This window comes from Pseudoalteromonas sp. APC 3694, assembly GCF_030407565.1.
Lineage (GTDB): Bacteria > Pseudomonadota > Gammaproteobacteria > Enterobacterales > Alteromonadaceae > Pseudoalteromonas > Pseudoalteromonas tetraodonis.
The window spans coordinates 1-26,105 of the sequence record NZ_JASDDE010000057.1 but is presented as its reverse complement, the minus strand read 5'-3'; the positions used below and the strand labels follow the sequence as shown (position 1 = coordinate 26,105).

Genomic DNA, 26,105 nt, shown 5'->3' with positions numbered 1-26,105 from the left:
ATGCGTATAATACATCCTTTATTTTTCGAGTCAACACTTAATTTTAAACTTTCTTTCGATGATTTAAACTTAAGTTTTACTTAACTCTCTGAGTAGCTCATGCCTCGCTATGCGTTGCGTTCTGCCGTCTCAGTGGGGTCGCATTATAGGGAGATCCGAAAACAGATCAACCTTTTTTTTAGATCTTTTTACCGTTTGCTCAAGTTTCAAACAAACGAGGCTAAAATAGTAAAGATACGCCTTACTATCGGTTGTTTTTTACACTCTTATTAACTATTTGCTATAAATTTCATTGCTATGTTCAATTAAGACGTTAAGATAGCAAGTTCACAATGTTAAATTAATGTTTATTTCCTGTTTATTGGTAGATCAAAATGAAATTACCCGATCAAAAATCTTTTATCTTCGCAGTTATTCTTGCTGTTGTTGGTTTTGTTATCGTTAAGTTTGCGCTTGCAAGCCTAGCATTAGACCCTGCACTTCTATTCGGTGCCGGTTTATTAATTGGTGGACTTGTTATTGCTGCAATGTCATCAGTAAGTACAGAAGAAGCCGAAGTAAAAACAAAAACACTTTATGTTGGCAATCTTCCTTATCGTGCAAATGAAGGTGTAGTTCGTACTTTATTTGAGGAGCAAGGCAAAGTATTTAACGTTCGTTTGTTAAAAGATAAGAATACTGGCAAGCGTCGCGGTTTTGGCTTTGTTGAAATGGCACAAGCAGATGCTGATAATGCAATTGCTAAACTAAACGATAGTGAGTTCCAACAACGTACTTTGAAAGTACGTGAAGCAAAACAAAAACAAGAAGATGATTCTAACTCTTATCGTTCAGAGTCGGATCAAACAGTGTAACTTGCTTAACCGCTAATTTATCACTACATACATCAGCCGTTGCATAATAGTGCAGCGGCTTTTTTATGCCTGCTTGATTATTACTTAATTTGAGTAAATAACTAACTCGCTTAGCAATGGCCGCACCAGAGTCTAATAACTGTACTTGCGTATTAAAGTAATCACTGATTGGTTTAGCTAAAATAGGAAAGTGGGTACAGCCTAATACCAGTACATCGATATCTTTATTAATATTTAATCGGTTTAACTCAGTGTGCAACTTATCGAGATCTAAGTGCTGGGTAAAAAAGAGAGTCTCTGCCAAAGTGACCAGTTCAACACTACTATATAAGCTTGTGGTTATCGATGAGGCATGTTCTTTTATAAGTGCATCAGTATAGGGGCTTGATACCGTTGCGGGAGTTGCCAATAAACCTATATGCTTTGATTGCGTTAATTGCGCTGCGGGTTTAATTGCAGGTACAACCCCAACAATAGGAATATCGGTAATTTGGCGTACCGAACTTAACGCTGATGTTGAAGCGGTATTACAGGCTATAACAATTAAGTCGACATTAAGTGACTCATCTTTAATAAATTGGATCAATCCGCATAGGCGATTAATGATGGTTTGTTGCGATTGCGCACCATATGGCAATAATACGTTATCCATAAAGTAGCTGTATTGAGCATGAGGAATGCTTTGCTGAATATGCTCAAGCACGGTGGTTCCACCTATACCTGAATCAAATACCATGATGTGCGCTGACAAACTACCATTCCTACTCTTTACTAAGAACGGCAGTTTGCCATGTGGCTTTTATAAAAGAAAGTAGTTTTACTCAGTGCCTAGCATCGCAGTAGCGGCGTTTAGTTTATCTAAGTTTTCAAACATGGTGTTAGTGTAATCAACCAGTTTATCTATTTCTTGTTGATCTTGATTTAGCCATTGAATGATACCTGATAGCTGACTTTCTAATCCTAGGGTTTGCGCTTTAGAGTAAGCCGATTTTAGATCATCATTAAAAGGGGCAACAGTTTCGGCAATGGCTTTTTCTGATGTTGGCTTAATTTGTTCATACTCTTTAATGGCAGCAACGGTTTTGCTTTGACGTAAGTCCATTGAGAATGCCACCAGCTGTTCATTCCCTAAACTGAGTTCTTGGGCTTGTTCAAATGCTTTGTCTAAATCGCCACTGAAAAAGGTTTTACTGACATCTTGTAACTCTGCCATTAAATCATTTATGGCTTGCTGCTCGTCTTCATTAAGCTCACCGTTTACTGACATTGAGAAAGAGAGCTCACGGGATTCAGAAAATTGCGTACTAAATGATTGTGAATCATCTGTTTTTTGATAGCGACTAGATGATTGCGATTGGTAAGCATCTGCAAAGCTAATACTCACCTCATCACCTTCTGCTGTGGTAAATGTATAATCAGCACTATTGCTTAAACTTACATATTGCGCCTGACTTACAGTTACGCTTGCAGGTTGTGGGTTAAATAAGTTCTGCTCAAATTTATCGAGGCCACTAAAGATACCCTCTTTAGATTTATCAATACTCTCTTCAAGTTCTTGATTAAATACGCCCATGCCTTTTAATTCATCCACAGCCTCATCAACACCCGTCTGCACTCCTTTACGTGCCTGATTTAGCATATCTTGTAGTTTCTCATCATTAGCACCATTGGCTTTGGCTTTATTTACCGAGCTTGTTACAAAGTCTAAAACATTTTTAACGACTTCATTAAAATCAAACAGTGGTTTGTCTTTTTTGGTTTCAGCGACCGGCAAACCTAGTTCTTTTGCCATTTTGTCACCTAATACGGCAGCAGCCAGTTCTTTTCCTCGTTGCTGATAACTAGTTGGTGGCGAGTCTATTTTAGGCTGTGGCATTGCTTGTTTAGTATTGTATTTATTAGCATTACTGTTTGGAACAAAACTAAAGTTACCTATTTTCATGAGAAGACTCCTATTTAGACTTACTCTTATATCGGCCAAGTAAGCCTATACTGTAGTAAAATGCTCAAAAAAAGCTCACTATATTTGATCAAAACTAGACAAATACGCTTCGCTCCCTACAATAGCGCCGATAAACAGATCTCAACGATAAGGTTATACCGTTAATGGCAGTTATAAATATAGATACCACGCAGTACGATGCACAATTAAATGAAAAAGAGCAGCGTATTACAGAGCAATTTCAACGTTTTGGTGTAAAACAGTTAGAAGTATTTAGCTCTGAGCCCATTAACTACCGCCAACGTGCAGAATTTAGAGTATGGCACGATGGTGACGATCTGTTTCATATTATGTTTGATCAACAAACAAAAGATAAAATACGTGTTGATACCTTTGACCCTGCAGCTCCTTTAGTAGGTGAAATTATGCAGGTAATGATTGAAAATTTAAAAGGCTGCGAAGTACTACGTCGTAAATTATTTCAAATAGATTATTTATCAACCCTCAGTGGTGAAATTTTAGTGAGCTTGCTATATCACAAGCCACTTGATGAACACTGGTTAACTGAGATCAATGCCTTAAAGGAAAAGCTAAGTAGCCAGTACAAAATTGACTTTATTGGCCGTGCACGTAAGCAAAAAGAAAAATTGGGCGATGACTTTGTTACTGAGCGCTTAATGGTGAATGGCCAAGAGCTAATCTATCAACAGGTAGAAAATAGCTTTACTCAGCCTAATGCGAAGGTGAATATTAAAATGTTAGAGTGGGCACAAGAGTTATGTAAACCACTAAACAATGATTTACTAGAGCTGTATTGTGGTAATGGAAACTTTTCTATTGCACTTGCTGGTTCATTTAATAAAGTGCTGGCGACGGAAATATCAAAATCGTCGGTGCATTCAGCGCAATATAATATTGCTCAAAACCAAGTAACTAACTTAGATATTATTCGCATGTCGAGCGAAGAGTTTACTCAGGCAATGAAAGGCGAGCGTACTTTCTCTCGCTTAGATGGCATTGACTTGAGTAGTTACAACTGCCAAACCATCTTAGTCGACCCGCCTAGAGCAGGCATGGACACGCTTACGTGTGACTTAGTGGCTAATTATGAAAATATTATTTATATCTCATGTAACCCAGACACATTAGAGCGTGACCTTGAACACTTAACGCAAACCCACGAGGTTAAGCGCTTTGCAATATTTGATCAGTTCCCTTATACACACCACATTGAATCTGGTGTGTTTTTACAACGTAAATAAAAAAAAGCATTAAACAGCGCACGTTGTAAGAATAAAAAAAGCTCCTTAAGGAGCTTTTTTTATTTAACCAAACTACTTATTTATTTGCTAAGTAATTAATGAGTGCGCTTACATCTTCTGGCGATGAAATGCCTGACTCACCACCTAAGTTAAGCTTGTATTTACCATTAACGATAAACGTAGGAACGCCACGAAGTGCCCCTTTGCCTTTAAAGTAATCTTGGTCACGTTTCATTTTAGAGCTAAGTGTACGTACCGAGAAGCTTTCAAATAATTTATCAAACTTGTCGCCATCTACGCCTTGAGCTAAAAATACATCTTTTACATCTGCAAGCTCATTAAAACGAGCGCGCTTTGCATGGATATGATCAAACATCGCTGAAATAATTTTATCTTTTTGAGGTAGTACTTCAGCTGTAGCTAATGCTTGGCTGATCATGGTTTGATGTTCTGGGTCACGTACACCCACAAAATCTACATGGCTTTTCTTAAACTTTACGTTTTTATCTAGCTTAGGTTTGATCTCGGCCAGCAGTGGTTCCATGTTATTACATGCAGGACAGTAAAAAGAGAAAAACTCTTTTACTTCTGGTTTTCTGGTTGCACGATCAGAGACGACATCATAATGCACGCCCTCTTCGTAAGTGGCAGCAAAACTGGTTGCAGCTAAAGGGAGTAATACAGCAAGTAACCCTGCTTTAACTAATTTGATCATTATTGTGGTGCTCCAAAAATTATAGTTTTAGTAAAAAGCTAATTAACTCATCAAGTTCTTGTTGGCTCTTGATTGTATTAATATTGATTTTGTATTTGTCATTTACGATAAATGTAGGCACGCCAGTTAATGCACCAAGTTCAGAATATTTATTCTGCTTATCTTGCATGGCACGTTCAGCTGCTATGATAGGCAAACTAGCGATATCGTTATCAAATGTCGCGTTATCAATTGCATTAAGCTCTAATAACTTTTTAACGTCTTTAATTTCAGTTAATGGCGCACGTTGTATATGAATGCTTTTAAAAATTTGCGCTGTTACCGCTTCAGCTTGACCGTGTTTCTTTGCGATTAAGTAAGCAAAGCTTAAATTACTTTGCGCTTGTGGTGAAACGCCTCCCAAAAAGTTGACATGATTTTTTACAAATTCAGCCCCTTCAGGTAAGTTTTCTGCAATCCCTTTGGCTACCGGCTCAAATTTAAAACAATGTGGGCAATAGAAAGAGAAAAACTCGGTTACATTCGGGGTTTTACTTTTTTCAACATCAATTACAGTGTATTGATTACCCGCTTCAAAGTTGGCAGCTAATGCTGCGAAAGGTAAACATAGGATCAGTAAACTTAGTTTTAATTTTTTAAGCATGAATATCTCGTTATACTTCTTTTTAAATAAAAATATTATGGCAATAATTTTAACGGGGCTTCTTGCAAAGCTGCAAACTGCTCTTTAAGCGCTAAAATTTGTTGCTCCCAGTATTTGTCATCTGCAAACCATGAAAAGTTCCGTACAAAAGCAGAATCACTCCAACGTTTTGCAACCCACCCCATGTAATGAATCATACGCATAGCGCGAAGCGGTTCGATCAGCTTAAGTTGTGAGTGATCAAAATCGCAAAACTCTTCATATGCATTCACTAAAGTGTCTAACTGTAACAGCTGTGTTTGTCGATCGCCACTGAGCATCATCCATAAATCTTGAATTGCAGGACCTTGACGGCTATCGTCTAAGTCAACAAACATTAATGCATCTCCTGCCCATAGGATATTACCAGCATGGCAGTCACCATGTAAGCGAATGCCTTCTACATTTTTATATTGCTGTTGAGTTTGAGCAATGACTAAATCTAAAATAGTGTAAAAGGAAGTCTCTAATCCCATAGGGACTAACTTACTTTTTTGTAAATGAACTTTAGCTGTATCTAAATATTCATCACAGGTAACGGTGGGTCTTTGGGTAAAGGGTTTCGTTTTGGCTACTTGATGCATACGACCGATTAAACGCCCGAGTACATCGAGTTGATCTAAATTATCGACTTCAAATAAACGCCCGCCTACACTTGGGAATAAAGTAAATAAATACCCTTGGTGTTCAAATAAGCTTTGCCCATTATGCTTTATTGGCGCCACCACCGGTACTTCGGCGGCAGCTAGTTCAAAAGCAAAGTCATGCTCTTCTTGAATTTGCGCTTTGCTCCAGCGCTCAGGGCGATAAAACTTAACAACGTAACGTTTTCCACCCTCAGCTACAAATTGATACACTCGATTTTCGTAGCTATTTAGCGCTAGCAACCCTGACTCAGCGTAAATATCAACGCTTTCGATGGCATCCAAAATAAGATCTGGGGTTAAGTCAATAAAGCTAAATTTACTCATATACTTCTTATATAAAAGAAAAGCGGGAATATCCCGCTTTTTTGTTAATATCAGTGTTTGTTTTTTAATACAGACTCTTTATCGCGCTTTAAAAAAGTTACTTTGCTGCGATATTTGGTTATCGGGTTCGTTTATTGGCGAAAGTACAAAGTTAAATTCGGTCATTGGCGCTTTTAAATCATAAGGGTCCATTACTAATGATAACGGTACATTATGCGATTCACCAGCGTTCACCGTAAAGGTGGTATCACCTATGTATTTATAGTTATCTAACCCTTTAACATCAATAGAGAATGTTTGCTCGTATTGTGCCATATTAATCACTTTTAAGGTGTAGGTGTTTTCAACTAAGCCATTAAAATCGACACGATACAACTGATTGCGATCACGGATAATATCAAAGTCCATAGGTTTACGCATAGCTATATTGGCTACCAACGCACCAGTAAGTAAGACTAAAATAATGCTGTAACCAATTAGCTTAGGACGCAGCGGATGGGTTTTATTCTCCGGAGTTTCTAAATTACGCTCGGTGGTGTAAGAGATAAGGCCTCGAGGGTAATTCATTTTATCCATAACGCCGTCACAGGCATCAATACAAGCGCCACAGTTTATGCACTCATATTGCAAACCATTACGAATATCAATCCCGGTTGGGCAAACCTGCACACACAAGTTACAGTCAATACAGTCACCTAAACCTAACTCTTTAGGGTCTTGTTTACGAGAACGTGGCCCTCGGTTTTCACCACGAGTTTCATCATAGCTTACAGTAAAGGTGTCTTTATCAAACATTGCTGACTGAAAACGTGAATACGGGCATATATGTAAACACATAATTTCTCGCATCCACCCAGCGTTACCATAAGTACAAATAGTAAATACAATGATACTAACTAAGGCATAACCGCCTACATTAAAGGTAACAAATTCAGGCAGTAGTTCGCGAATAGGCGTGAAGTAACCAACAAACGTTAACGCAGTATATAAAGAAAATAATACCCAACTAGTGTGCTTAGCTGTTTTACGCCAGAACTTGTCAAAATCCATCGGCCGTTGATCTAACTTTTTACGTTGGTTAGCGCTGCCCTCAAACTTTTCTTCAAACCAAATAAAAATGAAGGTCCATACTGTTTGCGGACATGTATAGCCACACCACACTCGACCATAAAAAGTGGTAACCAGAAATAAGGCAAACGCTGCTAGCATAAATATAAATGCAAGAATGGTGAAATCTTGTGGCCATAGGGTTAAGCCAAAAATATTAAATTTTTGCTCCATTAGCTCAAATAAAACAGCTTGTTGACCGTTAAAGTTGATCCATGGCAATAACATAAACGCCAGCATGCCTAAAAAGCCAATACGTTGTCTTAGTAATTGATGGAGTCCTGAAACAGCACGCACATAAATACGGTTGCGTGGGTTAAATCTATCTTCTTGACGGCTCAGATCGGTTTTTTGGATCTTAACCTCTGTTGGTATGTTTTTTACTTTAATTTGCTTATCCATTGAAGTTCCTCAACGCCGCTAGGAAATAAAAATTCAGCAATCTTTTTGTACTTTTCGCCTAAGTGTAGCAACTTACATGCTAAACATAATACGCTTTAGGTCGCACTTGTATACTTTCAGATATTTCAGAAATATCTAATTACTCCCCTTATTATACGCATATTGGCTAAAATTACTGACTAGATTGCTAATAATTTATTCAACTTGTGACTTGCTTTTAAGGTGTATTTTATTACACTTGCCGGCTACTAACGTGTTGTTTGGATCAAGGTTTGTGTATTTATGAAGAAATTTTTTATACTAGTGGTTGTGATCCTAGCATTTTTTACCATTGATCACCCCTTGGTAAAAGAGCCTCGTGAGCGCTTACTCGGTGATGGTATAGGCTTGTTAAGCAGCACAACTAAAGTCGATCGTTTTCCTGTCGCAACCATGACAAGAAACAAAATCAATAAACAGTTAGCACTTTCAAGATCCGAAGAAGACTATATTGATAAAACGTTTACCAATGATGAGTCAGTAAAGTTGTTTGAACTACGCTATTGTCGTCAAGGCGATCTAAACCTCTACTTTTATTCAGAACGTTTAACAACGGTATGTCGCATTATCAAAGAGTCATTAGCGCAAGCGAGAGTGAAATAATGGATTTTTCTGGATTAAATAAAAAAGCAAGTAACTCATTTCACAAACATCGCACTATGCTTAAGCAGTTGGCACAAGGTAAAACACTTAAATGTGAGCATTGCCAGGGTGTATTAACGTTAAATTTAGCCACCAGCGAACCTGGTAAGGGAGTAATACAGTGCAAACAAGGTTGCACTGATATCGAATTAGAGATTGGCGCTTAAGGCTTTACCTACTTATTCATCCCACCCTTCATCGGTATACAAACCACTATTAAGCGCGACAATTTCTATAAGTTCAGCAAAACCTAACGCAAAGTCGCCCATTAATTCATACTGCTGCGCACACAAATGTAATTCATCGATATTATTTTGCTGTGCAATCTGTGCAATCGTTGGTTTATCTAATGCAAAAAAGCTAAGAGTCGCCTGTGCACTTTCAAGCGCTTGGTTGTATTGAATATCTAGTTGCTCACTTTGGAGTAACTTATGAGTATACGTTTGGCTTGCAGTTAAAAAACCTGCAGACCACTGCTGACAAAACTCAAGGTCAAACTCAGCGGGTAACTTATAACCAAGTTCAAATACTTGTTCACTTACTTGATGATGTAATGCCATAAACAAAAACAACATGTCTTCATCAAGGTCATTGGCGGTATTAGGTAGAATTTGCTCTAACCATTGATGTACTTCTAATGGCTCAGGTGAACATATAACGCCAAATAAATAACCTTGGCTTTGGGTAAGGCTCATTGCGCCTGATTGGGTATTTAAAAACTCGCTGAGCAGCTTGGCATGCTGCTCAGTAAACTGAGGTATTTGCATTAAAACTCTTTATATAAAATATTAAAATTTAAGTGGGTAACGACCTTGGTTATCTGGTCTGCCTAAAAACTTCACCGCGTCATGAACTTCTTTGGGTAAAGTTAGATCAGGTTTAACGTATCCCGCAACTTTAAAGTCAAAATTAGCCTTTAGTGTAGCATCTGCCTCTAGCCCTAATCTATTGTCTGGCTCGATGAGTATAGCAACATCGCCCGACTTACAACTTAATTTGCCACTAAGATCACCAATATTGAACCAACCAGTTAAACCTTGTACGTCAATATCAGGACTGGCTATTTCACCTTGTAGTGATTGGCAATATGGCGCTCCAGAAACGTATTCATCAAGCTCTAAGATTACACGTCCTTTAGCAGTAACTGGTAACGGTAAATCAATTCGCTGCATTGCTCGCTCAACCGTTGAACGCACTACGGTATCAGTTATTTTAAGTTCATCATTTGCTAGTGAATAACTAATATCTGCATAGCCCGATATGTCACTGCGTTCGCGAGGATTACCAAAGCGTAAGTTAGTATTCACTTGAGCTTTAAATAAGGCCCAGCCTGATATATCCCAGCGTACATTATTTAATTGCTCACCTTCAAAGCGCAGCTGCATTATTTGACCTTGCCATAGTGTACCAAAAGTTTGCCCTACCTCTAACTGCGCAGGTAAGTAAGGTTTAGCAAAATTTAAAGCCACTGCAGCGGGCAATTTAATAACGCTAAAAACAAGAAAGCTAATTACAAAAACGATGGATAAAATTATTATTTTTTTCATTAACTACTTCTCTAATACTAAACGGCTAACGCGTACATAACCGGATTTATCATCTTGGCTTAAATCTAAATTTTCTACGCTTAAACCATGCTGATTAACCAGCTCGTCAATCCATTGGATTAATTGATTAAACTCCACTGAGTCGAGTGTTAAACGAAGTGAATTATCATTTGGCTGCATTTTACTAATATTAATGCTGTAACGACCGCGCGTATTATTCACTATTTGGCTGAGGTTTTGATTACTCACCGCTTGCGCTTTACCTGCTGCTTTAAGTTTAACGATACTGTCGTCTACCCATGCTAGCAATTCTTGTTGTTTTATTTGTGATTGTTGCGCATTTTCTATTGCCGTATTTAAGGGTCTAAATATACCCATTACCAAAACAAAAATAATAAATACACCACCCGCAACCATTATTAACTGCTGCTCTTGTTCTTTTAATGAACCCCAATATTTCATGAACTGCTGTTTCATTGTGCACCTCGCAGTCTAATTTCGCCGACGATATAATCACCATCATTATTTAACGACCCCTGCTCAACAGTCACACCTTGCTGCTCAAGAATGGCTTTAACCTTACCAAAGGTTTGAAAGTCTTTTGCACGAGCACGAATACGTAATTCATTACGGCGCTTATCAAAACGTAAGGTTTGCGGTGTAAATTCGCTCACTTGTGAAAATACACTCACCAGCTTGCTGGTTAAATCTAAAAAGCCAGCATCGCTCGTACCTTGTACTTTATCCAGTGCCCCCTGTATTTGATTTTTAATTAAGTGAGGGCGCACCCGCGTGCCTGGAAAGGCTTTTTGAAATCGCTCTACTACTTGTGATTTAGCTACCTCAAGCTGCGAATTAAGCTGATGTAATTCAACCGCTTTAATAGCCACACTCGATAGCAAAGCAATAACACTAATTATGGTGGCACTTTTCCAGTAAACCCACCACAAAGCCGTTTTCTTTTTAATCGTGTAAGGCCCTTGACGCAAATTAAATTTAAGCTGATCTAACTGCTTAGCAAATAATGCTAACGGCAGCTCATAGTTACTGGTTTGCGGATGCAAGGTAAGCGTTTCGGGAAATTGCTCTGCAGGGCTGTAATGTTTTATATCAGGGTTACCTAAAGCCGTTAGATATTCCTTTAACCAGCTGCTTTCAACCGCACCGATATGCCAGTCACCTTTTTTAAATAGCCATTGCTTGTTGAGCTCAATTGCCGCTACACAAGGCTCTTCTGCACTGGGCAATAACAAGCCATCCGGCACTATTTTATGAGCAGTGAGCTGGTGTTGCTCAAACACCTCTAACCAGTGCTCAAACCAATCGCGATTCATTAGCGCAACCCTAATTGCATGCTGCGCTTCAACCATTGTCGGCTCCCCTAGCGCTATATAGATATCGTCTATATCACAGGCAATATCCTCTTCGAGCATATAAGGCAGTGCTTGCTCTAGCTTACGGTTCCATTTAGTTGGCAGTATCACCGTTTTTAATTGCACTTGGTCGCATGGTAAAAGTACCACGAGCTCTCGGGTTGATGCTTTTTCAGTTAACTCACTTAAATGGCTGGCATTTTGTAACTCGCCACTGGCTATTATTTCTTGTTCTTGTGGTGAGTATATTAACCAGTTAAGTAAGTCTTGTTCGGTTTGACCCGTGCGGATCAACAGTATCTCTGTCACTGTACGCCTCCAAATTTTCGCGCCAGTATCGTTACCTCGCCATTGCTGGCATACAGTAATGTGGTCATCGAAAAACGCAAATCAACAAATTTTGCCTGCGTTTGTAATTTAAAATATTCACTTTTCACACTAAAAAGTTTTTCTACTGCTTTGATGTTTTTACCACCTTGTTGTAATACAGATTCAAAAAACTCTTCAATATTATCAAAACCATTTTCAGGACGCGCTGCAATTACCGCTTGAGCGCCTGAAACACTAAGTTCATCTATTAAGCCACTGAGTAATAATGCTTGCTCTTCAGTGATTGTATTAACATTGATTGAAAGTAATGTGCTGCCTGGGATCACACAGACAAAAGGCAGCACTTTTTCCATAACCAAAGGATTAAACCCTTTAATTAAACGCAGTTCAGACACCGATGCAAATAAGCTATTAGCCGTCATATATGGAAACTGACGAGATAAATACTCCCCCTCTTCGGCACCAGAGCGATAGGTTATACTGTTCTCATCAAGCCAATCAAACACACTGTCGGCCATCCCTTCTTCTGATTCATCACTGGGTAAATCATCTATATTTTCTAAAATAGCAAACAACGCTTTATGTGCTGGGTTAGTTTTATTACCGCTATTTGGGTCTGGCTCAACCCCAAGCGCGTTTAAATTTAAACACGCTTGTAAATCAGTCAACTGGCCGCTTAAAGTGCCGTTCTCAACAGGGTACTTAACATCACCTTGCTTTGCCCACGGCTGCGCTAATGTGGTTTTTTCTGGATCGTCTTTTTTACTTTGAATTAAACCTTTAATTGCTAGCTCTTCAGCACCATAGGCATACCATTTCGCTTGTTGCTGACTTTGTAAATTGGTACTTCTTTGTACTTGCACCATTAAATTAGCACTCATTTCAACGGCTAAAATAGCTGCAAGCGCGACAATAAATAACACAATAACCAAAGCCGCGCCGCGCGAAGATTGTTGGTTCATCAAGGCGTACCTCGGCCATTAGGTTGCGACGGGTTAGTCCCCTCAGTTACTGGTTTAGGTAGCTCTTTACCGAGTCCTGGCACTAAAAACACACGCCTAATTGGTTCTGCGTCCATTTGCTTTATAGTTACCGCAACGGCTTTAGGTAATGCCTTAATTTGCCAGTCTTCTTGCCACTTACCGCTACCATCTAAAAACTCAAATTTAAGCTCTTCGACTGCGGCTAAAATAACTTGGCTACGAGGCTCCATATTATCGAGTTGATCGACATAAATGCGATATACGCGTTCTAACTTGTCATCAATGACGCGATAACCAACAGCTTGTAACTCTGAGCGAGGAAGTAAGTTAATGGGATTCATCCAACCATCACGTACAAAGGCAATACCATCAAGCTGGCTTTCTAAAATGTAGCGTCCAGCAAGTAAGTATCCCTCTTGAAAATCTCCAGCTTCATTACGTACTTGGCGTTTAGTCATTTGGCTAAAGTCTTGATCCATCAATCTAAATGCAGTTTGTAAGCCATTTAGTTCAGCAATTTTTTCATCTGATGCTTGTTTAGCTCGCGTTGTGGTATCAAGTACTTGGTGGGTGGCCATAATCACAAACGCCAACACACCTAGTGCCACCATCACTTCTAATAATGTAAAACCGCGCTGCTTCACTTAAAGCTTACCTTTATTTAAGTATGTGCTTAACTCATAAATTGAATTTTCGTACTTATCATCCGTAAACACATTAATAGTGACTTTTACAAAGCTCTTGTCGGCAGTGGGCACAACATCTTGGCGCCAAAACCATTCAATACCCGCCATCATCTCACTGCCGCGGGTACCATTTTTACCTTGCCATTTTTCGCCTTTCGTTCGTTGTTCTACCAATACATTCTCAGCGACCCATGAGCCATACGTTTGTTCTTCAATACTTGATAAGTGATGAATATGCTCACCGGTTGCTTGCATTGCCGCAATACCCGCCATGGCACAAATACTCAGTGCAACTAAGACTTCTAATAATGTAAACCCATGGTATTTTTTCATTATTGGGGCTCTCGACGAAAATCGACTGGGGCTGCAAATTTACCTTCAATAAAGTACACCGGCTCTGACTGATCTTTTAATTCAAGCATGAGCTGAAACGCACTTACATCGGCAGAGGATAAAATAAGCACTTGCGGTACTTTTAACTTTTTAAGCTCTAATAAACTGTCTTCATTGTTACCACTCATTAGCTCACGCCAATTTGACTGCTCTAGTAAGTTATCTTGTGCCCAAGGTAGGTCTTCAAGATTAAGTGTTAATTTAAATTGGGGTTCGATCTCAATTGGCTTAAATAAAGCTTCACGATCAAAGCTAATCCATTTTTCGCCATCAAAAACTAAAAATTCAAGCGTATTTTGCTCAACTAAAAGGCCTAATTCTATTTGATTAAGCACCGCAAATTCCGATGCGGCATTAATGGTGGTATGCAGCCTATTTGCTTGCTTGTCTAACGCTTCTTCAGCGCCGCCATCTAAGCTGTATACCACCATTTTGGTGGCAAAGGCGATGATCACCAATACCACTAAAATTTCTATTAAACTAAAACCATAATGCTTTGCACTCAGGTGCTTAGGGCTTACCTGCATGGCAAGCCCCAATGTATTATGTTTAAGTGCATGGTAAAGTTATTGGTCATTACTGCTTATCTTCATCCCAATTACCAATGTCATCTTCGGTGGCTGGTTCGCCATCTGGACCCATCGAAAAGATATCAAATTTACCTATTTCTCCAGGGCTGATTAATTGATAATTATTACCCCATGGATCTTCCGGTAACTTGCTAATAAAGCCACCATCAGGAAAACGCTTTGGAATGGGCTCAATACTGGTTTTAGTAACTAATGCCTCTAAACCTTGCTCTGTACTTGGGTAGCTTTTATTTTTAAGCTTGTACAAACTCATAGCATCTTCTAACTGCTGAATATCTAAATGCGCTTTATCAATAGCCGCTTCTTCTTGCTGGCCCATAATATTAGGTGCCACAATCGACATGATCATCCCGATGATAACCAGTACCACCATGACTTCTAATAAAGAAAAACCTGATTGTTTATTCACGTTATTACCTCGTTATTCTAAAAACACTAAGCAAAAATGATTTGTTTAAATCATTAATATAAAAAATACTTAAAGACCTACGGCCTTGTTCATTGCCATAATTGGCTGCAAAATCGCCATTACTATGAAAAGCACAATCACTGCCATAGAGGCAATCATTGCCGGTTCCAATAATTTTAATGACACATTAACCATACTTTCAAACTCGCGATCTTGATTGTTAGCAGCACGCTCTAACATTTGCTCAAGTTCACCGGACTTTTCACCACTGGCTATCATATGTAGCATCATTGGTGGAAACAACTTAGTTTGCTGTAGTGAAGCACGAAGACTCGCCCCTTCACTGACTCTTTCTGCGGCATCAGCCACTGCTTGCTTTATTTTTTCGTTAACCAACACCCCACCTGAAATACGCATTCCTTCAAGTAGCGGCACTGAGCTTGACGATAAAATACTTAATGTACGGGCAAAGCGCGCCGTGTTAATCCCTCTGGCAACCTTACCTATGCCTGGCATATTTAATACTTTTGCATCCCACCAAAACCGTACTTTAGGTTTTTTAAGTGCGTATTTAATTCCAATAGCAATCGCCGTGATCGCTAATAAACTAACAAACCAATAATTTTGTACAAAATGACTACCCGCCATGACCCATTCGGTTGTCCAAGGTAATACTTGTTTGGTTTTTTCAAACGTTTTTAGTATTTTAGGCACCACAGTACCTAATAATACTGAAACAATACCAATAGCGAACACGACCAAAATAATGGGATACACCATCGCTTGCGTAATTTGGCTACGCATATGTTGGCGTTGCTCGGTGTAATCAGCCAATCTGTTAAGTACTTGATCTAAGTGACCTGACTTTTCACCTGCGGCCACCATTGCACGGTATAAATCGTCAAATACATGCGGAAATTCACTCATCCCATCAGCAAGCGTATACCCTTCCACCACTTTAGATCGCACAGACATTAACATACGTTTTAGCCGTGGTTTTTCACACTGCTCAGCAACCGCCATCACGGCACCCTCAACGGGTAAGGCTGACTGAATTAGGGTCGCAAGTTGACGTGTAATCAAAGCAAGATCTGACGTTGATATTGTCGGCTTAAATAAAGAGCCTAATAATGGCGCTTTTTGACCTCGAACTTGTTTATCATCTTGAGCAGCTGGCACCACCTCGAGGGGGGTTAGCTTTTGATCGCGTAAAAGTTGGCGAACTTGCTTTGCTGTATCCGCTTCTAAAATTCCTTTTTTTTCTTTTCCCCGGCCATCTAATGCACGGTATTCAAACGCCGCCATTGTTAGCCTTCCTCACGGGTTACGCGTAATACTTCTTCAAGCGTTGTTTTACCCGCAAGTACGCGGCTGCAGCCATCTTGACGAATACTTGGGCTGCGTTTACGAATATATTTCTCTACGCTTTGCTCACCTTTACCGCTGTGGATCATTTCACGAATAGTTTCATCAACGACTAATAATTCGTGAATACCTGTACGACCACGATAACCGTTAAAGTTACACTCTTCACACCCTACCGCGCGGTAAATCGTCGGAGCATTATCAAGCGGTACGCCGAGTAATTCACATTCACGCTCATCTGCAATATGCCCTTCTTTACAGCTATTGCATAAGGTACGTACTAAGCGCTGTGACAATACGCCGAGTAATGATGACGACAATAAGAATGGCTCAACACCCATATCTTCCATACGGGTAATTGCACCTGAGGCGGTATTGGTATGCAATGTAGACATAACTAAGTGACCAGTCAGCGATGCTTGTACACCAATTTGAGCGGTTTCTAAGTCACGTATTTCACCAACCATAACCACATCAGGATCTTGACGTAAAATAGCGCGTAGGCCACGGGCAAAAGTCATATCAACCTTGGTATTAACCTGTGTTTGGCCAATACCTGGGATTTCATACTCAATGGGATCTTCAACCGTTAAAATATTGCGATCCCGCGAGTTAATTTGGCTCATACCTGCATATAGGGTGGTACTTTTACCAGAGCCTGTAGGGCCTGTAACTAAGATTATACCGTGAGGCTTACTAATTAAATCAGCAAATAGCTCTCGGTTTTTCGCGGTCATGCCTAAATCTTCAAGGTTTAAACGTGCATTGTTTTTATCAAGCAAACGCAGTACCACGCGCTCACCAAAGCTCGATGGCATAGTCGATACACGCACATCTACTGCGCGTCCTGCAATACGCAAACTAATGCGACCATCCTGCGGTATACGTTTTTCTGCGATATCGAGTTTGGCCATTACTTTAATACGCGATACCAGCAAAGAGGCTAGTTTACGATTAGGTTTTAAAACTTCTTTGAGTACGCCATCCACCCGAAAACGAATAACCAGCTCTTGCTCAAATGTTTCAATGTGAATATCAGAGGCACCTTCTTTAATTGCCTCACTGAGCATGGCATTAATCAGCTTTATAATTGGCGCATCGTCGTCACCGGCAAGTAAGTCTTCAGTTTGAGGAAGCTCATCAGCTAGTGAGAATAAATCAACCTCGTTACCAATGTCTTCCATCATTTGCTGAGTTTCTGAGCTGTCACGTTGATACGATGCTTCTAGTAATAGCTCAAACTTATCATCTTCTAGTTGCTCAAGTGTAAAGCCATGTCCTGCAATACGACGCACTTCTAATAATACATCAACATCAAGCTCACCACGGTAATACACAATTTGGTTATCTTTATGCTTACTGAGTAACGCGCCAACACGTCTGGCATAAGAAAACGGCAAACGTTTTGCAGGCAGTTCAATTAAGTCATCTTGAGCAAGCTGTTCATCATTACTATGAGTAATTGGATGAACAACATCTTGATTAATATCTTCTATCGCATTAGTCATCATTACGCTCTTGTGCATTTTGTTTGCGTAAATGCTCTTCATACGTTGGTGGTAACAACAATTCGTCATTCCACTCAGGTAAAATAGGTGTGTCTGACATTGGCATTAAATTAATACCATCTTCACGTTTTTTAAATTGTTCACCGCGAATAAAGTTATATTTATTAAAGCTAAGTTTATTCATACTAACGCCATCGCGAATAATGGTCGGTCTTATAAATACAATAAGATTACGCTTACGCTTTGTTGTATTAGTTGACTTAAATAAGTGCCCTAAAATAGGGATGTCGCCTAGTAATGGCACTTTTGACACGCTTTCTTGTACATCTTCATCTATCAAGCCGCCTAGTACCACCATGCCGCCATCATCGGCCATCACGGTTGTTTTAATTGCGCGCTTATTGACTGAAATATCAACTGCTGTTGCACCACTAACACTGGAAACTTCTTGTTCTATAGTCAACTGTACCGCTGAACCATCATTAATTTGCGGTGTCACTTTAAGCTTTATACCCACTTCTTGGCGTTCAACCGTCTGGAATGGGTTCGTATTATTACTACCTGTTTGCGAGCCAGTAATAATTGGCACTTCTTGGCCAACTAAAATAGACGCTTCTTCGTTATCCATAGTGGTAATAGAGGGAGTCGCTAGAATATTCGAATTAGTGTCGGTTGAAACCGCTTGAACGATTGCGCCCCAATCGTTTTTAATCACTCCCATGGCTAAACCATTAATACCACCAAGTAATGATGCAAGCGGGCCGTAGTCGCCTTCAGTTGTTTCATCATATTCGGTAACAGTACCTGACTCAGTACCAATAATGCTTTTAGTTATTGTTTTATCACGAGCTTGCTCAGCAGCTACGGCTAAGGCACCGACAGGCACAGTGGTACCATTATTAAATTGCAGCATGCCGCCTTCTTCTGAAATCCATTGCAGGCCAAAGTTAACGCCATCACCTTCCATTACTTCAATAATAATGGCTTCTACTAATACTTGTGCGCGGCGAATATCTAAACGCTCAATAACCGATTCAAGTGAACGCATCGTATCTGGCTGAGCGGTGATCACTAAAGAATTTGAATCAGGATGTGCTTCAATACTCGTGTCGTTTCTATTACTACTACGCGCATTGTTGGTTGCTCCGCCTTTTGAATCCTCTGCCAGCGATTTACTCACACCTTGAAGTACTTTGACTAAATCTTCGGCCTTTGCGTAGTTGAGGTAAAACACTTTAGTATTACCTTGGCTTTCCAGTTCGCCATCTAAACGTTTAATAAGCTCAATGGCGCGGGTACGAGCTTGACCTTCACCACTCACAATCACGCTATTAGTTCGGCCATCAGCCACCACTTTAGGAATTAAAAACTCAGGAACGCTGCCCTTGCCACTGTCTTTATAAATATTATCAACTACCGATACCACATCATCAGCTGTTGCGAACTTAAGCTTAACGATATCGACTCGCTTATCACCCGCTTGGTCAACAGAGCGAATAATTTCTACTAAGCGGTTAACCGAGGCTGCATGACCAGTTAGCATCATTACGTTGGCGGCATTAAAGTTAGCAACATGACCGCCATCTTTTTGGTCACTAAACTGGCGAACCAAAGGGCCTAACTCTTGTACGCTGACATTTTTAACTCGCACAACCCGAGTGATCATCATATCGCCAGCTGCATCGCTGTCCGTTGTAATTAACGGTACATTGGATTTTTTAGCATCTGAGCTTTTTTCTATCTTTATTATGTTGTTATCCATTTCGACGGCTGAATAACCGTAAACTTCTAAAACATTTAAAAAGAATTGATAGTAAAGTGCCTCATCCATTAATTCGTAACTACGTACATTTACTTTGCCACGCACGTTAGGATCAATAATGATGGTTTTATTAAGGTTTTTGCCCACAATATTAATAAACTCATTAATATCTGTGCCCTTAAAGTTAGCAGCGTATTCAACAGCAGCAACCGACATAGAAAGACTTGCCGCTAAAAAAAGTGCTGCATACTTAGCTAACCCTTTTTTAATTTTTTTGAGGTGTAGCACCTGAACCATTATGTTAAAACTCCAAAGCTAAGTTATTGCAGACTAAATAGTACATCTATTTGCTCACCATCACGCTCTATTGTGATAGTTGCATCTGTACTGTTTCGCAGCTCATTCATTGCTGCCATTGCCTGTTTTAAATCAGTTAATTGATAGCCGTTAATTGCCACGGCCAAATCGTTATTTTGTAATCCCATTTGTTTAAATAATTCAGGCTCTTTACCTGGACTCAAACGGTAACCTATAAGTTCCCCATCATTCATAGCTTGAGAAACACGTATATAATCAAATAGCTTACCAGGTTCTTCTAAAAGCTCTTCGCGAGTTTCTATTAATGCTTCTTTCACCTCAAGGTTGGCAGTGGCATCAATTTGTTCATCGCTTTGTGCTGAAGGCGCTAAAGGCCCCATTTCAGACTCATCTCGCGCAGCGAGTACCGGCATAGACACTGTTTTAGTAAAGTCGAGCCCATCAAGCATTAAGGTTTCAAAGCGACCACTTACATCTAGAATCACACGATCTGGGAGTATTTGCGATACTTTTGCACGTGTACCTTGCACCACATCCTCTACTAAATAACTCGTCTGGCGACCTTGCGATTCAATAATAGCCATTCCCGCCTTATCATCATTACTAACAGCAACAATACCGGTTAAGTTAATACTAAGACGCGTTTCAGGGGCATTATTAATGACTTTAGTTTGCGAAGCAGTATTGGTGTTTTTTGTTACATTTACTTTACCAAATAAAAATTGCTCAATGATCGAATCTACAGACTGGTTATTGCCACCCACAGCTTGGTTAGAATAGCTGATAGGGGCAAGAGGAGATGTTACTGGCTGCGGCCATAATAGCCACATCAGTTTTGATAATAAAAATGCAATATAAACAACAACTAAAACCATAACCATTGCGCTTAATTTCGCATGCGGTAAACGGTTTAATAACTGCTTAAATTGTTGAACGTGCTGTTCCATAGGTAGTGTTCTTATTTTAATTTATAACGAAATCACTCAGCCATAGTACCTTTTCATTTTTCATTCAACAAGCACGCTAATATTAAACTTTGTAAACAGATTAATTTATTTATCGTATCAGCTATCAAGCAATAGCTACATGCGGTAACGGTTTCGTGATAATTTACCTAGGCAGTAAATTTACTAGGGATGTTTTATGACAAAGAAAACTAAACTCAATGACAGCTCAGAAAACGCTGACGCACTTAAAGTGAGGTTGGACAAATGGTTATGGGCGGCTCGATTTTATAAAACGCGTGCAATAGCTCGAGAAATGGTACAAGGCGGCAAAGTACATTATAATGGGCAACGCAGTAAGGCTAGTAAAATTGTAGAAATTGGCGCAGTTATAAAGCTAGCTCAAGGCGTTGATGAAAAAACCATCACAGTATTAAATATACTTGAAAAGCGTCAAAGCGCCCCCATTGCACAGACCATGTATCAAGAATCTGATGCTAATATTGCTAAGCGTGAAGAAAATAGTATTGCACGCAAAAATAACAGTTTCTTTGCTCCTCATCCGGATAAAAAACCAGATAAAAAGCAAAGGCGCGAACTTTTAAAAATGAAATCAAGTTAGGTATAGCCGCTCATGCAACAAGATTTACTTCACCGCTATTTATTTGACAACCTCGATGTTCGTGGCGAACTCGTACAAATAGACAACGCTTACAATGAAATGATTGCGAAACACAATTATCCAGAGCCCGTTAAAGCATTATTAGGTGAGCTGCTTGTTGCAACCTGTTTATTAACAGCAACGTTAAAGTTTGAAGGCGAAATTGCAGTTCAACTACAAGGTGATGGCCCCGTAAAATATGCGGTGATCAATGGTGATGATCAACAAAATATGCGTGGTATTGCGCGATTACAACATGAAGTTACTGGCTCAACGGTAAAAGAGCTCATTGGCCAAGGCTACATGGTTATCACGATTACTCCAACTCAAGGTGAGCGTTACCAAGGTATAGTACCTTTAGAGCATGATACATTAAGTGAATGTATAGAAAGCTATTTTGAGCAGTCTGAGCAATTAAAGACGCGCCTTTGGTTTGCAACCGATACTGAAGAAGGCTGCGCCAAAGCATGTGGGCTATTTTTACAAGTGCTACCTGTAGATAAACAAAAATCGATTGAAGATTTTGCTCACTTAGAAGCACTCAGCAATACTATTAAAGATGAGGAGCTACTAGAGCTTGATGCCAATACTATTCTAACGCGCCTTTATCATGAAGATAACCCACGCGTATTTGACCCTCAACCAATTCAATTTAAATGTGGCTGTAATCGCGAAAAAACGATGACAGCTTTAGTTAATGTTGGTCAACAAACGCTTTTGGATGATGTCGAAAAAAATGGTGAGATTAAAATTAGCTGTCATTACTGTTTAAAAGATTATGTATTTAACGAACAAGATATAAAAAGTATATTTAATTAATCTAGCTTTTAAAACACACTATAAAATAGCCATAATTTTTTATGGCTTTTTTGTGCCCAAAAAATGACACCGGTATCACAAGCTTAGCATTTTTCATGACACCGGTATCATTGAAATTATTCATGTTTTTTCCTTAATTTATATGTTTTTACGGCGTTTATAAGCTCGAATATCCTTAATCCATCTGTTACTATATTTGCAGCTTAAAGGTTACTAAGACCCAGAGCTATCCCGTTCAATCTCACACAATTTAGGTATAAACATGACTTCAAGCGCTACCCGTTTTGTCGATCTAACTGCAGCTGAACTTGTCGAACACGCTATCAGCCGTGGCGAAGGGACTTTAGCCGCCAATGGTGCTTTTGTAGCTAACACTGGTCGTCGTACCGGTCGTTCTCCAAAAGATCGTTTTATTGTTCAAGAATCAAGTACTGAAAATGAAATCCAATGGGGTAATGTAAATCGCCCATTCGATGCAGGTAAGTTTGACGCCTTATGGGCACGTGTAGAAGCACATGTGCAAAGCAACGACCACTTTATCTCTCACCTTGAAGTAGGCGCTGATCCAGAGCACTACCTTCCAGTGGTTGTAACAACAGAAACTGCTTGGCACCATATCTTCGCTAAAAATATGTTCATCCAACCACAATCATACAACAAAGCCGACTTTCCTCAGTGGCAAGTAATGAACGTACCTTCGTTTGTATGTGATCCAGAGCGCGATGGTACCAATAGCGATGGCACAGTTATTATTAACTTTGCACAACGTAAAGTGTTACTTGCTGGCATGCGCTACGCGGGTGAAATGAAAAAATCGATGTTCTCTGTGCAAAACTTCCTACTACCAGCGAAAGGTGTATTACCAATGCACTGTTCTGCTAACGTAGGTGAAGCAGGTGATACCGCATTATTCTTTGGTTTATCTGGTACAGGTAAAACAACATTATCAGCAGATCCAACTCGCTTCTTAATCGGTGATGACGAGCACGGCTGGGCACCAGGTAGTGTATTTAATATCGAAGGTGGTTGTTACGCTAAATGTATCGACCTTTCTCAGAAAAACGAACCTGTTATCTGGGATGCTATTCGATTCGGTACAATTTTAGAGAATGTGGTACTTGATGAAAACCGTGTTCCTGATTTCAACGATACCAGCCTAACTCAAAATAGCCGTGCAGCTTACCCACTAGAGCACGTTGAAAAACGTAAAGTTGAAAACCGCGCAGGTGAGCCTAAGGCTGTTGTTTTCCTAACATGTGATGTGAGTGGTGTACTACCGCCGGTATCTGTACTAACCGAAGAAGCTGCAGCATTTCACTTCCTAAGTGGCTACACAGCAAAAGTAGGCTCTACAGAAATTGGCTCTACTAGCGATATTGAATCAACATTCTCAACCTGTTTTGGTGCTCCTTTCTTCCCACGTCCTGCAGGTGTATACGCAGAGCTTCTAATGAAGCGTGTACGTGAATTCGGCGCTAAAGTTTACCTAGTTAATACAGGCTGGACAGGGGGTCCTTACGGTATTGGTAAGCGTTTCGATATTCCAACAACACGTGCTGTTGTTGACGCAATCGTATCTGGAAAATTAGCTGGTGTTGAAACTCAACACATTGACGTGCTAAATCTAGACGTACCAGTTGCAGTACCGGGCGTAGATAGCAAGCTTCTTAACCCAATCAATACCTGGGAAGACAAAGCTAAATACGCAGAGTATGCGGCTAAGCTAGCATCTGATTTCACAGAAAATTTTGCTAAATACGACGTATCTGACGAAATTAAAAACGCAGGCCCTAAAGTTTAATAATCACCTTTAGCCTGATAATTAAAACGCCAACCTTGAGTTGGCGTTTTTGATCCTATCTATTTTACTTCAGCAACGTAGTTACTTTAATAATTGCTGATAAGCCACCTATTAGCTAAAACGTTTCCCTATGTTTTGTGCATTTCTTAATAAAGGCTCACCGAGTGCCTATTAAGCTTTAAAGTAGCAGTTACTAGTTTGTATATCTCAAATTAAACGCTATTAAACTATGTCACATTAGTACAGTTACGGGTTGTCATCAGCAATGAAACAATACTGTAGGGTATATCTGTCCAATACCTCACTCTTTACCCTGTTAGAGCACATCAAACAACACTAGCTATTACTGGTAAACTCCTACGATCACAAGAAGGCTCAAGTCATTCGTGTCTTGCTTGCTTTTGGAGTGAGTGTGCTACTTCGTAGTGACCACGCAGTAAAATATCGTAGTGCCTACAGCGCTAGAGAGCCACATAGCAAGGTACATTTAATGCTTTTAATGTAAGCGTCCGGCCAACCACACCTAGCAACACCATTTTTTGTATTTGAAAATACCTTCAACTTTTTATTGGAGGTCATTATGAATTCACCCATCCCTAAACGTTGGCTAGAAATCCTAGCGCTTCGCTCATCATTTACTGGAACGAATGAAGCGTTTTGCAAACACCATCAAGTATCTATCAGCTCGTTTTATAAATATAAAAGCATGCAACAGGTGAAATCTTCAGGTGCATCACCTCAATTTGTCCGAGTTGAGCAACAAACCCAACGCACACACGTCAGTATCACTGAGCAACCAACGATTAACTTTAATCCGCGCACTGGCCAACTGACATTACCCACAACACTTAACTGTGATGCTATCGTCTCAATTATTAAAGGTCTATCAGCATGAATATGTTTGTTAATCCGCCCGAGGTGTACTTATGTGCTGAGCATGTGGACTTTCGTAAATCCATCAATGGCCTTGCGGCGTTGGTGGAATGTGAGCTTGAATTACCCGTGCTATCGGGCGCGCTGTTTGTGTTTTGTAATAAAAAGCGCGACAAGTTAAAGCTTCTCTATTGGGATAAGACAGGCTTTGCATTGTGGTACAAGCGACTTGATAAGCACAGGTTTAAATGGCCTAAGCTTAAACGTGACACCATGACACTGAATGAGCAACAATTACATTGGCTATTATCAGGGTATGACGTTATTGGCCATGAAGAAATCAACGTCAGTCAGCACACAGTGACTTAATTACTTAGATCAATTGATGATCATCAAGGTTTAAGTTATTAACCCTATTCATTGTGCATAAAAGCCGTAAAATAAACGGCATGAACGATGTATTTACCTTACAACAACGCATTGCTGAGCTTGAAAAACAGCTTAAATATGAGCGCGAAGTATCTATACAGAAAGATGCTAAAATCGCCTATTTATATGAGCAATTCCGTTTAGCCCAACAAAAGCAATTCGGCAAAAGTGCTGAAGGCTTTGTAGGGCAAGGTGAATTATTTAATGAAGTTGAAGAGATTGCTGAGAAAGCTGAGCCTGAGCAGCAAGGAATTAGCTACACCCGCAACAAGCCTAAACGCAAGCCACTGCCAAAAGACTTACCCCGTGAACAAGTTATCCACGACATAGCAGATAAAAGCTGTGCATGTTGCGGTGGTGAGTTACATAAAATCGGTGAAGATACAGCTGAAAAGCTTGAGTTCATTCCAGCACACGTCAAAGTGATTGAACATATTCGCCCTAAATACGCCTGTCGTGAGTGTGAAAAATCAGGCACTGGGTCAACGATAAAGCAACAGCCTATGCCCGCCATGCCCATTAACAAAGGCATTGCCACCGCGAGCTTACTTAGCCAACTCATCACCAGTAAATATCAATATGGTTTACCGCTTCATCGCCAAGAGAGCATGTTTAAGCAATACGGCATTGAGCTGAGCCGCAAAACCATGAGCGATTGGGTGATTAAGTCAGCAGCGCTGTTTACCCCGCTGGTTAAA

General features: G+C 39.9%; 29 protein-coding genes. 10 read left to right on the top strand and 19 right to left on the bottom strand.

From position 1 onward, the window contains the following. The first annotated feature begins 374 nt into the window (after positions 1-374). Positions 375-854, top strand: a complete 480-nt coding sequence (locus tag QMA00_RS15745; RefSeq protein WP_013464268.1) for an RNA-binding protein — start codon at positions 375-377, stop codon at positions 852-854. Here QMA00_RS15745 and murI read toward each other — a convergent pair. Beyond that, positions 817-1,605 (bottom strand): glutamate racemase, encoded by a 789-nt coding sequence (gene murI / locus QMA00_RS15740; protein WP_290157943.1) that lies wholly within the window; start codon positions 1,603-1,605, stop codon positions 817-819. The two genes, QMA00_RS15745 and murI, sit on opposite strands and share 38 nt — an antisense overlap. A 66-nt stretch (positions 1,606-1,671) precedes the next feature. After that, the gene (locus tag QMA00_RS15735) at positions 1,672-2,796 is read right to left on the bottom strand and encodes a DUF5610 domain-containing protein (RefSeq protein WP_290157941.1); all 1,125 of its coding nucleotides are present in this window, start codon (positions 2,794-2,796) and stop codon (positions 1,672-1,674) included. A 164-nt stretch (positions 2,797-2,960) separates the two neighbouring features. On the opposite strand from QMA00_RS15735, the gene trmA reads away from it, so the two are divergent. Next, the gene (gene trmA / locus QMA00_RS15730; RefSeq protein WP_290157939.1) at positions 2,961-4,058 is read left to right on the top strand and encodes a tRNA (uridine(54)-C5)-methyltransferase TrmA; all 1,098 of its coding nucleotides are present in this window, start codon (positions 2,961-2,963) and stop codon (positions 4,056-4,058) included. Positions 4,059-4,134: 76 nt separating this feature from the next. Here trmA and QMA00_RS15725 read toward each other — a convergent pair whose 3' ends face one another. The 4 genes from QMA00_RS15725 to ccoG form a co-directional block, all read right to left on the bottom strand. After that, on the bottom strand, positions 4,135-4,773 hold the full coding sequence (locus tag QMA00_RS15725) for a thiol:disulfide interchange protein DsbA/DsbL (protein WP_008113400.1): 639 nt from the start codon (positions 4,771-4,773) through the stop codon (positions 4,135-4,137). 19 nt (positions 4,774-4,792) lie between these two features. Beyond that, positions 4,793-5,416, bottom strand: a complete 624-nt coding sequence (locus tag QMA00_RS15720) for a thiol:disulfide interchange protein DsbA/DsbL (RefSeq protein WP_028834987.1) — start codon at positions 5,414-5,416, stop codon at positions 4,793-4,795. A gap of 35 nt (positions 5,417-5,451) precedes the next feature. Beyond that, a complete protein-coding gene (locus QMA00_RS15715) occupies positions 5,452-6,426 on the bottom strand; it encodes a serine/threonine protein kinase (RefSeq protein WP_290157935.1) in 975 nt (324 codons plus the stop codon). Positions 6,427-6,504: 78 nt separating this feature from the next. Next, positions 6,505-7,935, bottom strand: coding sequence for a cytochrome c oxidase accessory protein CcoG (ccoG, locus tag QMA00_RS15710; RefSeq protein WP_290157933.1), 1,431 nt, complete (start codon positions 7,933-7,935; stop codon positions 6,505-6,507). Positions 7,936-8,217: 282 nt separating this feature from the next. Here ccoG and QMA00_RS15705 point away from each other — a divergent pair, with 282 nt between their 5' ends. Both QMA00_RS15705 and QMA00_RS15700 read left to right on the top strand, forming a co-directional pair. Next, positions 8,218-8,577, top strand: coding sequence for a hypothetical protein (locus tag QMA00_RS15705; protein ID WP_013464261.1), 360 nt, complete (start codon positions 8,218-8,220; stop codon positions 8,575-8,577). Further along, the gene (locus QMA00_RS15700) at positions 8,577-8,783 is read left to right on the top strand and encodes a hypothetical protein (RefSeq protein WP_013464260.1); all 207 of its coding nucleotides are present in this window, start codon (positions 8,577-8,579) and stop codon (positions 8,781-8,783) included. Before QMA00_RS15705 ends, QMA00_RS15700 begins: the two co-directional genes overlap by 1 nt. Positions 8,784-8,795: 12 nt before the next feature. On the opposite strand, the gene QMA00_RS15695 is transcribed toward QMA00_RS15700, so the two are convergent. The 13 genes from QMA00_RS15695 to gspC all read right to left on the bottom strand — a co-directional run bounded on the left by QMA00_RS15695 (position 8,796) and on the right by gspC (position 20,827). Next, complete coding sequence (locus QMA00_RS15695) at positions 8,796-9,383, bottom strand: UPF0149 family protein (protein WP_290157931.1); 588 nt, start codon at positions 9,381-9,383, stop codon at positions 8,796-8,798. Positions 9,384-9,404: 21 nt separating this feature from the next. Further along, positions 9,405-10,163 (bottom strand): type II secretion system protein N, encoded by a 759-nt coding sequence (locus QMA00_RS15690; RefSeq protein WP_290157929.1) that lies wholly within the window; start codon positions 10,161-10,163, stop codon positions 9,405-9,407. A 3-nt stretch (positions 10,164-10,166) separates the two neighbouring features. Beyond that, positions 10,167-10,640 carry a type II secretion system protein M gene (locus QMA00_RS15685; protein ID WP_013464257.1) on the bottom strand — a complete coding sequence of 158 codons (474 nt, stop codon included), beginning with the start codon at positions 10,638-10,640 and terminating at the stop codon, positions 10,167-10,169. Beyond that, positions 10,637-11,845 carry a type II secretion system protein GspL gene (gene gspL / locus QMA00_RS15680; RefSeq protein WP_290157926.1) on the bottom strand — a complete coding sequence of 403 codons (1,209 nt, stop codon included), beginning with the start codon at positions 11,843-11,845 and terminating at the stop codon, positions 10,637-10,639. The genes QMA00_RS15685 and gspL overlap by 4 nt, the downstream gene beginning before the upstream one ends. Further along, the gene (gene gspK / locus QMA00_RS15675) at positions 11,842-12,828 is read right to left on the bottom strand and encodes a type II secretion system minor pseudopilin GspK (protein WP_028834991.1); all 987 of its coding nucleotides are present in this window, start codon (positions 12,826-12,828) and stop codon (positions 11,842-11,844) included. The genes gspL and gspK overlap by 4 nt, the downstream gene beginning before the upstream one ends. Continuing rightward, positions 12,828-13,493 carry a type II secretion system minor pseudopilin GspJ gene (gene gspJ / locus QMA00_RS15670; RefSeq protein WP_290157924.1) on the bottom strand — a complete coding sequence of 222 codons (666 nt, stop codon included), beginning with the start codon at positions 13,491-13,493 and terminating at the stop codon, positions 12,828-12,830. Before gspJ ends, gspK begins: the two co-directional genes overlap by 1 nt. Further along, complete coding sequence (gene gspI, locus QMA00_RS15665; protein ID WP_013464253.1) at positions 13,494-13,868, bottom strand: type II secretion system minor pseudopilin GspI; 375 nt, start codon at positions 13,866-13,868, stop codon at positions 13,494-13,496. It abuts the gene before it with no gap. Continuing rightward, positions 13,868-14,455 (bottom strand): prepilin-type N-terminal cleavage/methylation domain-containing protein, encoded by a 588-nt coding sequence (locus QMA00_RS15660; RefSeq protein WP_016900326.1) that lies wholly within the window; start codon positions 14,453-14,455, stop codon positions 13,868-13,870. Before QMA00_RS15660 ends, gspI begins: the two co-directional genes overlap by 1 nt. Before the next feature lie 49 nt (positions 14,456-14,504). Then, complete coding sequence (gspG, locus tag QMA00_RS15655) at positions 14,505-14,927, bottom strand: type II secretion system major pseudopilin GspG (RefSeq protein WP_016900325.1); 423 nt, start codon at positions 14,925-14,927, stop codon at positions 14,505-14,507. Between the two features lie 69 nt (positions 14,928-14,996). Further along, positions 14,997-16,232, bottom strand: coding sequence for a type II secretion system inner membrane protein GspF (gspF, locus tag QMA00_RS15650; RefSeq protein ID WP_024601512.1), 1,236 nt, complete (start codon positions 16,230-16,232; stop codon positions 14,997-14,999). A 2-nt stretch (positions 16,233-16,234) separates the two neighbouring features. Continuing rightward, positions 16,235-17,800: a type II secretion system ATPase GspE gene (gene gspE / locus QMA00_RS15645; protein ID WP_290157946.1), complete on the bottom strand. Its 1,566-nt coding sequence runs from the start codon at positions 17,798-17,800 to the stop codon at positions 16,235-16,237. Further along, entirely contained in the window at positions 17,793-19,859 is a 2,067-nt protein-coding gene (gspD, locus tag QMA00_RS15640; protein ID WP_290157919.1) for a type II secretion system secretin GspD, read from the bottom strand. The genes gspE and gspD overlap by 8 nt, the downstream gene beginning before the upstream one ends. Before the next feature lie 23 nt (positions 19,860-19,882). Then, positions 19,883-20,827: a type II secretion system protein GspC gene (gene gspC / locus QMA00_RS15635; RefSeq protein WP_010392999.1), complete on the bottom strand. Its 945-nt coding sequence runs from the start codon at positions 20,825-20,827 to the stop codon at positions 19,883-19,885. Positions 20,828-21,023: 196 nt separating this feature from the next. Between gspC and hslR the strand changes: the two genes are divergently transcribed. The 6 genes from hslR to QMA00_RS15605 all read left to right on the top strand — a co-directional run. Then, complete coding sequence (gene hslR, locus QMA00_RS15630) at positions 21,024-21,446, top strand: ribosome-associated heat shock protein Hsp15 (RefSeq protein ID WP_290157917.1); 423 nt, start codon at positions 21,024-21,026, stop codon at positions 21,444-21,446. Positions 21,447-21,458: 12 nt separating this feature from the next. Then, positions 21,459-22,304, top strand: a complete 846-nt coding sequence (hslO, locus tag QMA00_RS15625) for an Hsp33 family molecular chaperone HslO (protein WP_008113427.1) — start codon at positions 21,459-21,461, stop codon at positions 22,302-22,304. Positions 22,305-22,566: 262 nt separating this feature from the next. After that, positions 22,567-24,105, top strand: coding sequence for a phosphoenolpyruvate carboxykinase (locus QMA00_RS15620; protein WP_290157914.1), 1,539 nt, complete (start codon positions 22,567-22,569; stop codon positions 24,103-24,105). Between the two features lie 580 nt (positions 24,106-24,685). Further along, positions 24,686-25,000 (top strand): hypothetical protein, encoded by a 315-nt coding sequence (locus QMA00_RS15615; RefSeq protein ID WP_013465803.1) that lies wholly within the window; start codon positions 24,686-24,688, stop codon positions 24,998-25,000. Then, positions 24,997-25,347, top strand: a complete 351-nt coding sequence (gene tnpB / locus QMA00_RS15610; protein ID WP_004588658.1) for an IS66 family insertion sequence element accessory protein TnpB — start codon at positions 24,997-24,999, stop codon at positions 25,345-25,347. The genes QMA00_RS15615 and tnpB overlap by 4 nt, the downstream gene beginning before the upstream one ends. A gap of 80 nt (positions 25,348-25,427) precedes the next feature. Next, the coding region (locus QMA00_RS15605; protein ID WP_290157911.1) for an IS66 family transposase zinc-finger binding domain-containing protein at positions 25,428-26,105 on the top strand (678 nt) is incomplete at its 3' end.

Coding starts and splice junctions, on each gene's coding strand:
- QMA00_RS15745 (WP_013464268.1), top strand. CDS start 375: ATGAAATTACCCGATCAAAAATCTTTTATCTTCGCAGTTATTCTTGCT.
- QMA00_RS15735 (WP_290157941.1), bottom strand. CDS start 2,796: ATGAAAATAGGTAACTTTAGTTTTGTTCCAAACAGTAATGCTAATAAA.
- trmA (WP_290157939.1), top strand. CDS start 2,961: ATGGCAGTTATAAATATAGATACCACGCAGTACGATGCACAATTAAAT.
- QMA00_RS15725 (WP_008113400.1), bottom strand. CDS start 4,773: ATGATCAAATTAGTTAAAGCAGGGTTACTTGCTGTATTACTCCCTTTA.
- QMA00_RS15720 (WP_028834987.1), bottom strand. CDS start 5,416: ATGCTTAAAAAATTAAAACTAAGTTTACTGATCCTATGTTTACCTTTC.
- QMA00_RS15715 (WP_290157935.1), bottom strand. CDS start 6,426: ATGAGTAAATTTAGCTTTATTGACTTAACCCCAGATCTTATTTTGGAT.
- ccoG (WP_290157933.1), bottom strand. CDS start 7,935: ATGGATAAGCAAATTAAAGTAAAAAACATACCAACAGAGGTTAAGATC.
- QMA00_RS15705 (WP_013464261.1), top strand. CDS start 8,218: ATGAAGAAATTTTTTATACTAGTGGTTGTGATCCTAGCATTTTTTACC.
- QMA00_RS15700 (WP_013464260.1), top strand. CDS start 8,577: ATGGATTTTTCTGGATTAAATAAAAAAGCAAGTAACTCATTTCACAAA.
- QMA00_RS15695 (WP_290157931.1), bottom strand. CDS start 9,383: ATGCAAATACCTCAGTTTACTGAGCAGCATGCCAAGCTGCTCAGCGAG.
- QMA00_RS15690 (WP_290157929.1), bottom strand. CDS start 10,163: ATGAAAAAAATAATAATTTTATCCATCGTTTTTGTAATTAGCTTTCTT.
- QMA00_RS15685 (WP_013464257.1), bottom strand. CDS start 10,640: ATGAAACAGCAGTTCATGAAATATTGGGGTTCATTAAAAGAACAAGAG.
- gspK (WP_028834991.1), bottom strand. CDS start 12,828: ATGAACCAACAATCTTCGCGCGGCGCGGCTTTGGTTATTGTGTTATTT.
- gspI (WP_013464253.1), bottom strand. CDS start 13,868: ATGAAAAAATACCATGGGTTTACATTATTAGAAGTCTTAGTTGCACTG.
- QMA00_RS15660 (WP_016900326.1), bottom strand. CDS start 14,455: ATGCAGGTAAGCCCTAAGCACCTGAGTGCAAAGCATTATGGTTTTAGT.
- gspF (WP_024601512.1), bottom strand. CDS start 16,232: ATGGCGGCGTTTGAATACCGTGCATTAGATGGCCGGGGAAAAGAAAAA.
- gspE (WP_290157946.1), bottom strand. CDS start 17,800: ATGACTAATGCGATAGAAGATATTAATCAAGATGTTGTTCATCCAATT.
- gspD (WP_290157919.1), bottom strand. CDS start 19,859: ATGGTTCAGGTGCTACACCTCAAAAAAATTAAAAAAGGGTTAGCTAAG.
- gspC (WP_010392999.1), bottom strand. CDS start 20,827: ATGGAACAGCACGTTCAACAATTTAAGCAGTTATTAAACCGTTTACCG.
- hslR (WP_290157917.1), top strand. CDS start 21,024: ATGACAAAGAAAACTAAACTCAATGACAGCTCAGAAAACGCTGACGCA.
- hslO (WP_008113427.1), top strand. CDS start 21,459: ATGCAACAAGATTTACTTCACCGCTATTTATTTGACAACCTCGATGTT.
- QMA00_RS15620 (WP_290157914.1), top strand. CDS start 22,567: ATGACTTCAAGCGCTACCCGTTTTGTCGATCTAACTGCAGCTGAACTT.
- QMA00_RS15615 (WP_013465803.1), top strand. CDS start 24,686: ATGAATTCACCCATCCCTAAACGTTGGCTAGAAATCCTAGCGCTTCGC.
- tnpB (WP_004588658.1), top strand. CDS start 24,997: ATGAATATGTTTGTTAATCCGCCCGAGGTGTACTTATGTGCTGAGCAT.